This window comes from Streptomyces tricolor (assembly GCF_002155905.1).
In the GTDB taxonomy this organism is placed as follows: domain Bacteria; phylum Actinomycetota; class Actinomycetes; order Streptomycetales; family Streptomycetaceae; genus Streptomyces; species Streptomyces tricolor.
Genome location: NZ_MUMF01000218.1, coordinates 1 through 10,681 on the forward strand (window position 1 = coordinate 1; position 10,681 = coordinate 10,681).

Annotated in this window: 10 protein-coding genes and 1 pseudogene; 2 read left to right on the forward strand and 9 right to left on the reverse strand. The window is 74.4% G+C overall.

Annotation, left to right across the window (positions count from 1 at the left end):
• Both CCN44_RS43260 and CCN44_RS16760 read right to left on the reverse strand, forming a co-directional pair.
• Window positions 1-198: pseudogene (locus CCN44_RS43260) on the reverse strand (LCP family protein); the annotation flags it as partial.
• 142 nt (window positions 199-340) lie between these two features.
• Window positions 341-1,372, reverse strand: a complete 1,032-nt coding sequence (locus tag CCN44_RS16760; protein WP_059252114.1) for a LacI family DNA-binding transcriptional regulator — start codon at window positions 1,370-1,372, stop codon at window positions 341-343.
• Window positions 1,373-1,502: 130 nt separating this feature from the next.
• On the opposite strand from CCN44_RS16760, the gene CCN44_RS16765 reads away from it, so the two are divergent.
• Window positions 1,503-3,797, forward strand: coding sequence for a beta-xylosidase/alpha-l-arabinosidase (locus tag CCN44_RS16765; protein ID WP_086698114.1), 2,295 nt, complete (start codon window positions 1,503-1,505; stop codon window positions 3,795-3,797).
• A gap of 206 nt (window positions 3,798-4,003) precedes the next feature.
• Here the strand turns inward: CCN44_RS16765 and CCN44_RS16775 are convergent, their stop codons facing one another.
• The 4 genes from CCN44_RS16775 to tsaB are packed head-to-tail and all read right to left on the reverse strand — an operon-like array spanning window position 4,004 to window position 6,528.
• Window positions 4,004-4,261 (reverse strand): hypothetical protein, encoded by a 258-nt coding sequence (locus tag CCN44_RS16775; protein WP_086698115.1) that lies wholly within the window; start codon window positions 4,259-4,261, stop codon window positions 4,004-4,006.
• Window positions 4,258-5,349 carry a tRNA (adenosine(37)-N6)-threonylcarbamoyltransferase complex transferase subunit TsaD gene (gene tsaD / locus CCN44_RS16780; protein WP_086698116.1) on the reverse strand — a complete coding sequence of 364 codons (1,092 nt, stop codon included), beginning with the start codon at window positions 5,347-5,349 and terminating at the stop codon, window positions 4,258-4,260. Before tsaD ends, CCN44_RS16775 begins: the two co-directional genes overlap by 4 nt.
• On the reverse strand, window positions 5,342-5,842 hold the full coding sequence (rimI, locus tag CCN44_RS16785) for a ribosomal protein S18-alanine N-acetyltransferase (RefSeq protein ID WP_059252106.1): 501 nt from the start codon (window positions 5,840-5,842) through the stop codon (window positions 5,342-5,344). The genes tsaD and rimI overlap by 8 nt, the downstream gene beginning before the upstream one ends.
• 29 nt (window positions 5,843-5,871) lie before the next feature.
• Entirely contained in the window at window positions 5,872-6,528 is a 657-nt protein-coding gene (gene tsaB, locus CCN44_RS16790; protein ID WP_059252104.1) for a tRNA (adenosine(37)-N6)-threonylcarbamoyltransferase complex dimerization subunit type 1 TsaB, read from the reverse strand.
• Between the two features lie 113 nt (window positions 6,529-6,641).
• Between tsaB and CCN44_RS16795 the strand changes: the two genes are divergently transcribed.
• Window positions 6,642-7,193, forward strand: a complete 552-nt coding sequence (locus CCN44_RS16795; RefSeq protein ID WP_086698117.1) for a hypothetical protein — start codon at window positions 6,642-6,644, stop codon at window positions 7,191-7,193.
• 311 nt (window positions 7,194-7,504) lie between these two features.
• Here the strand turns inward: CCN44_RS16795 and tsaE are convergent, their stop codons facing one another.
• From tsaE to alr, 3 genes are all read right to left on the reverse strand, one after another.
• Window positions 7,505-8,017 carry a tRNA (adenosine(37)-N6)-threonylcarbamoyltransferase complex ATPase subunit type 1 TsaE gene (tsaE, locus tag CCN44_RS16800; RefSeq protein ID WP_059252100.1) on the reverse strand — a complete coding sequence of 171 codons (513 nt, stop codon included), beginning with the start codon at window positions 8,015-8,017 and terminating at the stop codon, window positions 7,505-7,507.
• Window positions 7,983-9,242 carry an alpha/beta fold hydrolase gene (locus tag CCN44_RS16805; RefSeq protein WP_059252098.1) on the reverse strand — a complete coding sequence of 420 codons (1,260 nt, stop codon included), beginning with the start codon at window positions 9,240-9,242 and terminating at the stop codon, window positions 7,983-7,985. The genes tsaE and CCN44_RS16805 overlap by 35 nt, the downstream gene beginning before the upstream one ends.
• A gap of 170 nt (window positions 9,243-9,412) precedes the next feature.
• Window positions 9,413-10,576 carry an alanine racemase gene (alr, locus tag CCN44_RS16810; RefSeq protein ID WP_059252097.1) on the reverse strand — a complete coding sequence of 388 codons (1,164 nt, stop codon included), beginning with the start codon at window positions 10,574-10,576 and terminating at the stop codon, window positions 9,413-9,415.
• Between the last annotated feature and the right edge of the window lie 105 nt (window positions 10,577-10,681).

Genomic DNA, 10,681 nt, shown 5'->3' on the forward strand with positions numbered 1-10,681 from the left:
CCTGGGCGGGCGGTCGTCGCCGAGTGCGCTGTTGATGTCGACGCTGCTGATGTTGCGGTCGAGGTGCCAGTAGGCCCAGCCCGCCGCCGCCACACCCAGCACCAGGGCACCCGCCAGGGTGAGGCCGACGGCCTTCAGCGCTCTCGGCCGCCGGCCCACCGGTCTGCCCGCGTCGCCTTGCTCCTCGTGTCGCGTCACGACAGGAACATAAGTCCGAATTATGAAGGGAGTGTTAGCGGGGTCGGCGAGAGCCGGTTTTCTTGGGACTTTCTCATCCCGGCGTGACCGTGGAGACCGGATGGCCGCGGCTGCCGAAAGTTTCGGTTGCGGAACCGACCTGCTAAGCCGCCGGCGGCGCCGCCGTGCTCGACCGCACCACCAGACTCGTCGCCAGTTCCACCCGGGTCGCCGCCCGCTCCTCCTGCGCGCGCCCCAGCTCCAGCACCAGCCGGGCCGCGGCCTCGGCCATCTCGGTGAGCGGCTGCCGTACGGTCGTCAGCGGCGGGCCGACCCAGCGGGCCACCGGCAGGTCGTCGAAGCCGACCACGCTGAGGTCCTCCGGGATGCGCAGGCCCAGTTCGCGGGCGGCCTCGTACAGGCCGAGCGCCTGGAGGTCGTTGCCCGCGAAGACGGCGGTGGGCCGGTCGGGGCGGCGCAGCAGCTCCAGGCCCAGGCGGTAGCCGGCGTCGTGGTGGAAGTCGCCGGCCAGGACGAGCGAGGGGTCGGCCGGCAGCCCGGCGGTCTCCAGGGCGGCCCGGTAGCCGTCCACCCGGGCCCGGCTGCACATCATCCGGGACGGGCCGCTGATCGCGCCGATCCGGGTGTGCCCGAGTTCCACCAGGTGGCGGGTGGCGGCGAGCCCGCCCTGCCAGTTGGTGGCGCCGATGGACGGCACGTCCGGGCCCGGGTCGCCGGCCGGGTCCATCACCACGAACGGGATGGAGCGGCTCGTCAGCAGCGCCCGCTGGGACTCGTCCAGCCCGGACAGCACCAGCACCACGCCGTGCGGGCGGCGGGCGGCGACCTGGTCCGCCCAGGTCCGGCCGGGGGTGAGCCGGCCGGCCGACTCGGACAGGACCACGCTCAGCCCGGCGTCCCGGGCGACGTTCTCCACGCCCCGGATGACCTCCAGCGCCCAGGCGCTCTCCAGCTCGTGGAAGACCAGGTCGATCAGGGGCGAGCGGGAGGCCTCGGCGCGGCGCCGCCGGTAGCCGTAGGCGCGCAGCAGTTCCTCGACGCGGGTGCGGGTCGCGGGGGCGACGTCGGCACGGCCGTTGAGGACCTTCGAAACAGTCGGAGCGGAGACCCCGGCCTCACGGGCGATCTCGGCGAGGGTCGCCGTCTGCGTTGCTGCGGGCTTCGAAGGCTTCATGCCCGCGATCGTATCCCTGCCGGGCCTCTTGACGAAGGCCCTCGCGCGCCATAGGTTCCCGGAACATTCGGAGTATTAATCGAAACATTCGCACTAGACGCTGGTGCAGCAGAGTCGAGACGGGAGTTCCATGACCACCCCTCCTTGGCGCGACCCCGCCCTGCCCGCCGACGCCCGGGTGGCCGACCTGCTGTCCCGGATGACCCTGGAGGAGAAGGCCGCCCAGCTGTACGGCGTGTGGGTGGGCGCCGCCACGGACGGCGACGGAGTCGCCCCGCTGCAACGCGAGATGACCGCCGAGTACGACTGGGACGAGCTGATCGAACTCGGCCTCGGCCAGCTGACCCGCTCCTTCGGCACCGCGCCCGTGGACCCCGACGTCGGTGCGCGCGCCCTGGCCCGGGCCCAGCGCCGGATCGCCGCCGCGAACCGCTTCGGCATCCCGGCGGTCGCGCACGAGGAGTGCCTGGCCGGCTTCACCGCCTGGCGGGCGACCGCCTACCCGGTGCCGCTCGCCTGGGGCGCCTCCTTCGACCCGGAGCTGGTCGAGCAGGTGGGCCGGCACATCGGCCGGGACCTGCGCGCGGCCGGGGTGCACCAGGGCCTGGCCCCCGTCCTGGACGTGGTCCGCGACCCCCGCTGGGGACGCGTCGAGGAGACGATCGGCGAGGATCCGTACCTGGTCGGCACCATCGGCACGGCCTATGTGCGCGGCCTGGAGTCGGCCGGTGTGGTCGCCACGCTCAAGCACTTCGCGGGGTACGCCTCCTCGGTGGGCGCCCGGAACCTGGCCCCGGTGCGGGCGGGCGTACGGGAGTTCGCGGACGTCACCCTGCCGCCGTTCGAGATGGCGCTGCGCGAGGGCGGCGCCCGGTCGGTGATGGCGGCCTACACGGAGACCGACGGGGTGCCCGCCTCCGCCGATCCGCGGCTGCTGACCGGGCTGCTGCGCGAGGAGTGGGGGTTCACCGGCACCGTGGTCGCCGACTACTTCGGCATCGGCTTCCTGCAGAGCCTGCACCGGGTGGCGGCGGACGAGGCGGAGGCGGCGCATCTGGCGCTGGCCGCGGGCCTCGACGTGGAGCTGCCGACCGTCAAGTGCTACGGCAAGCCCTTGGTGGCGGCCGTGCGGGAGGGCCGCGTCCCGGAGTCCCTGGTGGACCGCGCGGCCCGCCGCGTCCTGCTCCAGAAGTGCGAGCTGGGCCTGCTGGACGAGGACTGGCGGCCGGAGCCGGAGGGCCCGCTGGACCTGGACTCGGCGGCGAACCGGGCCCTCGCCGGGCGGCTGGCGGAGGAGTCGGTGGTGCTGCTGGACAACCCCGACGGGCTGCTCCCGCTGGCCCCCGACACCCGGATCGCGGTCGTCGGCCCCCGCGCCGCGGACGCCCTCGCCATGCTCGGCTGCTACTCCTTCCCCTCCCATGTCCTCACCCACCACCCGGAGATCCCGCTCGGCATCGAGATTCCCACCGTGCTGGACGCCCTGCGCACCGAACTCCCGGACGCCAAGGTGACGTTCGCGGAGGGCTGCGGGGTCGACGACCCGGACACCGCGGGCTTCGCGGAGGCGGTGGCCCGGACGGCGGAGGCGGACGTGTGCGTGGCCGTGCTCGGCGACCGCGCGGGCCTGTTCGGCCGCGGCACCTCGGGCGAGGGCTGCGACGCGACCGACCTGCGGCTCCCGGGCGTCCAGGCCGACCTGCTGGACGCCCTGGTGGCCACGGGCGTCCCGGTGGTCCTCGTGCTGCTCACCGGCCGCCCCTACGCCCTGGGCCGCTGGCACGGCCGGCTCGGCGCGGTGGTGCAGGCCTTCTTCCCCGGCGAGGAGGGCGGCCCGGCGGTCGCGGGGGTGCTGTCCGGCCGGGTGAACCCCTCCGGCCGGCTCCCGGTGAGCGTGCCGCGGGAGCCCGGCGGCCAGCCCTGGACCTACCTCCAGCCGCCGCTGGGCCTGGCCGGCGAGGTCAGCAGCCTGGACCCGACCCCGCTGTACCCGTTCGGCCACGGCCGCTCGTACACGCGGTTCGTCTGGGAGGACTTCGCGGGCACCGCGGCCGAGATCCCCACCGACGGCTCGTACGACCTCTCCGTCACCGTCCGCAACACCGGCGACCGCGCCGGCACCGAGGTCGTCCAGCTCTATCTGCACGACCCGGTGGCCTCGGTGACCCGCCCGGACGTCCGCCTGATCGGCTATCAGCGCCTGGACCTGGAGCCGGGCGCCGCCCGCCGCCTCACCTTCCGCTTCCACACCGACCTGTCGTCCTTCACGGACCGCTCGGGAGCCCGGGTGGTGGAACCCGGGGAGCTGGAACTGCGGCTGGGTCCGTCGAGCGCCGAGGTGCGCCACCGGGCCCGGCTGCGGCTGACCGGGCCGGTGCGGCTGGTCGGGACCGAGCGGCGGCTGCGCTGCGAGGTGCTGCCGTAGGAACGCCGACACCCCGCCGCCGGGAACCCGGGGGCGGGGTGTCGAGTGGAGCGCCGGGCAGGCCTTGCACCTGCATCTCCCCGCAGGAAGCGGGGCGTCTTTCCTTGGACCACCAACGCACTGCGTCCGGGTCGGTTCCCGATCTCCCGGGCTCCGGCCGTTCGCTGTGTGATGATCATAGCGCAGGTGCGGGGTGCTTCCGCAACTCAGTGGTCCGTGACCGCCTCGAACCGCCAGCGGTGCACGGCCCGGGTCACCGACTCGGCGGGCGGGTCGGGGAGTTCGGGGAGGGCGGCGTCGTACGGGGCGTCCCACCACGTGATCACCAGGACCCGGTCCTGCGGCGCCCGGAAGGTCTCCCGGCGCAGCGGAGCCGGGGCGAGGTCCTGCCGCCGCACCCAGGCCAGCAGTTCCGCGCCCCGCCCGTCGGCGGCCCGGGCCTCCCACATCAGGGCGACCGTCATGAGTACAGGTTCTCCTTGCTGACCTCGTGCACGTGGTCGTGGTCGTGGCCCGGCACGTGCGGGTCGGTCACCGGCAGGGAGGAGTCGGCCGACAGGTCCCAGCTGGACGCGGCCCGGTTGCGGGCGACCATCTCGGCGCCGAGCGCGGCCACCATCGCGCCGTTGTCCGTGCACAGCTTGGGGCGCGGCACGCGGAGCCGGATGCCGGCCGCGTCGCAGCGCTCCTGGGCCAGCGCGCGCAGCCGGGAGTTGGCCGCCACGCCACCGCCGATCATCAGGTGGTCCACGCCCTCGTCCTTGCAGGCGCGCACGGCCTTGCGGGTCAGCACGTCGACCACGGCCTCCTGGAAGGAGGCGGCCACGTCGCGCACCGGGACCTCCTCGCCGGCCGCGCGCCTGGCCTCGATCCAGCGGGCCACGGCGGTCTTCAGACCGGAGAAGGAGAAGTCGTACGCCGGGTCGCGCGGGCCGGTCAGGCCGCGCGGGAAGGCGATCGCCTCCGGGTCGCCCTCGCGGGCGTAGCGGTCGATGACCGGACCGCCGGGGAAGCCGAGATCCAGCACGCGGGCGATCTTGTCGAAGGCCTCGCCGGCCGCGTCGTCGATGGTCGAGCCCATCGGGCGGACGTCGGAGGTGATGTCCGTGGACAGCAGCAGGGAGGAGTGGCCGCCGGAGACCAGCAGGGCCATGGTGGGCTCGGGCAGCGGGCCGTGCTCCAGCTGGTCCACGCAGATGTGGGAGGCCAGGTGGTTGACGCCGTACAGCGGCTTGCCGAGGGCGTAGGCGTAGGCCTTGGCCGCCGAGACGCCGACGAGGAGGGCGCCGGCGAGGCCCGGGCCGGCGGTGACCGCGATGCCGTCCAGGTCCTTGGCGCTGACCCCCGCCTCCTTCAGCGCGCGGTCGATGGTCGGGACCATCGCCTCCAGGTGCGCCCGGGACGCGACCTCCGGCACGACACCGCCGAAGCGGGCGTGCTCGTCGACGCTGGAGGCGACGGCGTCCGCCAGCAGGGTGGTGCCGCGGACGATGCCGACGCCGGTCTCGTCGCAGGAGGTCTCGATGCCGAGGACGAGAGGTTCGTCAGTCATTGATATCGGTTCCTTGTACTGAGGCGGAGCCCGCGGCGGAGCCGCTGCCGGGTCCCGTGGTCAGGCGCATCACCAGGGCGTCCACGTTGCCCGGCTGGTAGTAGCCGCGCCGGAAGCCGATGGGGACGAAGCCGAAACGCTCGTAGAGCTTCTGGGCGGGAAGGTTGTCGACCCGGCATTCGAGCATCACCTCGTGGCACTCGAACGCGGTCGCCGCGCGCAGCAGCTCGGTCAGCAGCCGGGCACCGAGCCCGGTGCCCTGGTGGTCGCGGGCGACGGCGATGGTCTGCACGTCGGCCAGCTCGCCGGCGGCGGCCAGGCCCGCGTATCCGACGATCCGGCCGTCGGCGGCCTCGGCGACGAGGTAGCACCGGGTCGCCCCGGCGCCCCGGGCGTGGGCCAGCTCGGACCAGAACATGCCCCGGGACCAGGCGTCCTCGGGGAACAGGTCCCGCTCCAGCGCCAGGACCGGGTCGATGTCCCACCAGCGCATCTCGCGCAGTCGGGGGGGTTCCGGCTGTGTCACTTGGGGGTGACCACCTTGTAGTTCTTGGGGACCTGGGCGTCCGGCCGGCGCAGGTACAGCGGCCGGGGCGCCGGGAGTTCCTCACCCGCGGCCAGCTTCTCGGCGGCGAGCGAGGCGAGGGCGGCGGCGGACACGTGCTCGGGCTCGTGGGCGCTCGGGAACGTGTCCGGGTAGAGCAGCGCGCCCGCGCCGACCGCGGGAAGGCCCGCGACCCGCTCGGCGATGTCGGCCGGGCGGTCGACGGCCGGTCCGGTCAGCCGGGTCCGGGAGTCGGCGTACGTGGCCCAGTAGACCTCCTTGCGGCGGGCGTCCGTCGCCACGACGAAGGGGCCCTTCTCGATGTCGGCGGCGTAGGCGAGGCCGTCCAGGGTGCACACGCCGTACACCGGGACGCCGAGCGCGAGGCCGAAGGTGTCGGCGGTCATCAGGCCGACGCGCAGGCCGGTGTAGGGGCCGGGCCCGGTGCCGACGACGATGCCGGTGACCGCCTCCAGCTTGAGGCCGGCCTCGGTGAGGACCCGGTCGACGGCCGGCAGCAGCAGCTCTCCGTGCCGGCGCGCGTCCACCTGGCTCGACGAGGCGATGACGGCGGTGCCGTCGTGCAGCGCGACGGTGACGGCGGGTGTTGCGGTATCCAGAGCGAGCAAGAGCACGCGAACAGCCTACGGCGCCCGCGGCTCGCGCATCGCCGTCCGGGACGGACGGTCACCGGCTGCTACGGTCGGTACGAAGTACGACATATGGCGCGAGGCAGAGGTGGGCGCAGGTGGCAGGGACCAGCTCGGGGATCGTGGCCGGCCTCACCGCGGCGGCTCTGGGAACGGTCGGTTTCCTCGCCTACCGGGCCCAGGCGACGGTGCCGGCGAGCCTGGGCGCGGGGCCCACGGCGCACGCGACGGCTCCCTCGAAGGCCCCTCGGGACCAGCACAACCCGGCCGCCCTGCCGAGCGGCTCCGGAACGGGTGAACGGGTCGTGTACTCGGTGGACGACGACCGGGTCTGGCTGGTGGCCCCGGGGAACCGGGTGCAGCGCAGCTTCCCGGTGCGGCCGGGCAGCGTCGACCCGCCGGCCGGCACGTACTGGGTGACGTCGCGTTCGAACGCGGCCACCGGTACCGACGGCGTCCCCATCGAGCACGTGGTGCGGTTCACCAGCGTCGACGGCGTGGCCATCGGGTTCAGCGCGGCGGTGAACGGCGGGTCGGACACGGCGGCCGACCCGAGCGTGAAGACGGGCGGGATCCGGGAGAGCCGGGAGGACGGGGACGCGATGTGGAAGTTCGCGACGATCGGGGTGCGGGTGGTGGTGATCCGCTAGCCGCTCCGCGGATCAAGCCGTCTGCTGTGGGTGCCGCGGCACGCCGTCGGGCGGCTGCGGCGCCGTCTTGGTTGCTCGCGCAGTTCCTCGCGCCCTTTTGGGGCGCGTTTCCGGGGGCCGGGGCGGGCAGGAGACCGCTTGTGCCGCCTCGCACGACGCCAGCAGGTCGTGCATCGAGACCCCGGTGGGCCGTAGTGCGGTCATGGACGCCTCCTGAGGTGCGGGGGCGGGCCTAGTTAGGTAGACCTAACCACGCCTGAGGCGTCCCGCGCAATATGTTGCCGACTGCCTGTCGGAATCTCTGGGCGGTCTCAGCCCGCCAGCGTCTCCAGGCCGGCCTCGGCCCACCGCTCCCCCAGTCCCGTCACCGTCACGTGCCGCACCTCGTCGGTGGTGTCGCCGACCGCGCGGTGGATGACGACCTGGAGCCGGTCCTCGGTCAGCTCCTCGACCTTGCCCTCGCCCCACTCCACGACGATCACCGAGTCGGGCAGCGAGACGTCGAGGTCCAGGTCCTCCATCTCGTCCAGGCCGCCGGAGAGCCGGTAGGCGTCGACGTGCACCAGGGGCGGGCCGTCGCCGAGGGACGGGTGCACCCGGGCGATCACGAACGTCGGCGAGGTGACCGCGCCCCGCACGCCCAGGCCCTCCCCGAGCCCGCGGGTCAGCGTGGTCTTGCCCGCGCCCAGCTCCCCGGTGAGCATCACCAGGTCGCCCGCGCGCAGCAGTTTGGCCAGCCGGCGGCCCAGTTCCCGCATCTGCTCCGGGGAGGTGACGGTCAGCTGGGTCTCAGCGGGGTTGTGCGGTGCTGCTGGTGCTTCCATAGCCACTTACCGTAGCCCCTGCGGGCACCGCACCGGCGCGGGTGAGCAGGTCGGCGAGGCGGTCGGTGACCACTTCCGGGTGCTCCAGCATCACCAGGTGCCCGGCGTCCGGCACGAGCACCAGCTCGGCGTCGGGCAGCAGGTCGGCGATGGCCTCGCTGTGCTCGCTGGGCGTGACCAGGTCCTGGACGCCGGCCAGCACGAGCACCGGCATGTCCCGGAAGCAGGCGAGCGCGTCGGTCTTGTCGTGGTCGGTGAAGGCCGGGTAGAACTCGGCGACCACGTCGATCGGCGTGGACTCGATCATCCGCTCGGCGAACCGCTCCACGGCCGGGTCGACGTCCCGGCCCGCGAACGAGTAGCGCTTGATGATCCCGGCGAACAGCTCGGCGGTGGCCCGGCGCCCCTTCTCCACCAGCTCCGCCTGCTGCCCGAGCGCCTTCAGCACCCCGGGGAGGATCCGGCGCACCACGTTGACACCGGCCACCGGAAGCCCGAAGTTGACCTCGCCGAGCCGCCCGGACGACGTCCCCACCAGGGCGGTGGCCACGACCCGGTCCCGGATCAGCTCGGGGTACTGCGCGGCGAGCGCCATCACCGTCATGCCGCCCATCGAGTGGCCGACCAGTACCACCGGCCCGTCCGGTACGGCGGCGTCGAGCACGGCCTTCAGATCGCGGCCGAGCTGGTCGATGGTGACCGGCTCCCGGTCCCGGACCTGGGCCGCGCCGCGCCCGGACCGCCCGTGGCTGCGCTGGTCCCAGTGCACGGTCCGGACGACCCCGCGCAGGGCCGCCCGCTGGAAGTGCCAGGAGTCCTGGCTGAGGCAGTAGCCGTGGCAGAAGACGACGGTGACCGGGGCGGGCGCCTTGCGGCCGAAGAGCCGGCGCCGGCGCGGGGAGACGTCCGGGCCGTGGTCGGGCTCGGCCTCGTCGACCTCGTAGTACAGCTCGGTGCCGTCGTCGGCGTACGCCTTGCCGGGGGTGCCGCGCAGGGTGCCGTAGGGTCCCGCCGCGTCCAGCGCCAGCCGGGCCTTGCGGCGCACCGCGCGGCCCACCGTCATCCGCTCGATGGCGACACCGGCCGCCGCGCCCGCGGCGAGCACGCCTATCGCGGCACCGGCGATGCCGGTCGCCCTGCGCCAGCTCCCGGCCGCCCCCGCGGCGGAGGCGGCGGCTGCCGAGGCGACGATGTCCGCCACGGCCTCCGCGCTGCTCTCGCTCACGTACCGCTCCTCTTCGCCCTACAGTTCGCCCGGGTGGGTGCCGCCGCGGAACGGGTTACCCGACTTCTTGCCCGTTCACCTGCATACGCTCACATGGACGCGCCCGCGGACGCGTGCGGACAGCCGCATGCACACACAGGGTTCACGTGGCCGCGTTCACGTGGCCGGGTTCACGCGGACCCGTTCACATAGACGCGGGGGACGCGCGTACCGATGCGCGTGACGATCTCGTACGCGATCGTGCCGCAGGCCTGGGCCCAGTCCTCGGCGGTGGGCTCGCCCCGGTCGCCGGGTCCGAACAGCACCGCCTCGCTGCCCACCGGGGGCTCGTCGCCGCCGAGGTCCACCACGAACTGGTCCATCGCGACCCGCCCGGCGACCGTCCGCCACTTGCCGTCGACCAGCACCGGGCCGGTGCCCGAGGCGTGCCGCGGGATGCCGTCCGCGTAACCGACCGGCACCAGGCCGAGGGTGGTCTCGCCGGGAGTGACGTAGTGGTGGCCGTAGCTGACGCCGTGGCCGCCCGGGGCGCGCTTGACGAGGGCCAGCGCGGCGCGCAGCGTCATCACCGGGCGCAGCCCGAAGCCGGCCGGGGTGCCCAGCTCCGGGCTGGGCGAGACGCCGTACATGGCGATGCCCGTGCGGACCAGGTCGAAGTGGGTCTCGGGCAGGGTGAGGGTGGCCGGCGAGTTGGCGATGTGCCGCACCTCGGGCCGTACGCCCTGCTCCTCGGCGTACGCCGTCATCTCCCGGAACGTGGCGAGCTGGGCGGCGATGGACGGGTGCCCCGGTTCGTCGGCGCACGCGAAGTGCGACCACAGCCCGGTGACCCGGACCAGCCCCTCGGCCTCCGCGCGCAGCGCCGCGGCGACGAGTTCGGCCCAGTCCGCGCCGGGTTGGCAGCCGTTGCGGCCGAGGCCGGTGTCGGCCTTGAGCTGCACCCGCGCGGGGCGGCCCGCCGCCCGGGCGGCCCGGGCGACCTCCCGCAGGGCCCACATCCCGCTCAGCGACACGTCGATGTCGGCCTCGATCGCCTGCCGCCAGGGCCCGCCCGGCACCCACAGCCAGCACAGGATGCGGCCGGGCAGCCCGGCCGCGCGCAGCGCGAGGGCCTCCTCGGCCGTGGCCGTGCCCAGCCAGCTCGCGCCCGCGGCCAGGGCCTCGCGGGCGCACGGCACCGCGCCGTGGCCGTACGCGTCGGACTTGACGACGGCCATCACGGCGGCGCCCTGCGCCCGGGCGCGCAGGGCCCGCACATTGGCGCGCAGGGCGCCCAGATCGATCTCGGCGCGGGCGCGCAGGGCGGCGGTCGGCACAGCTGCTGTCTCACTCATCGCGCCCCTAGTCTCTCAGAGCCCCCGGCGGGGCACTCCGGCCCCGCCGGGGGCTCACGGCCGTCGCCGGGCCGCGGGCACGTCGTGGCTGGTCGCGCCCACGCG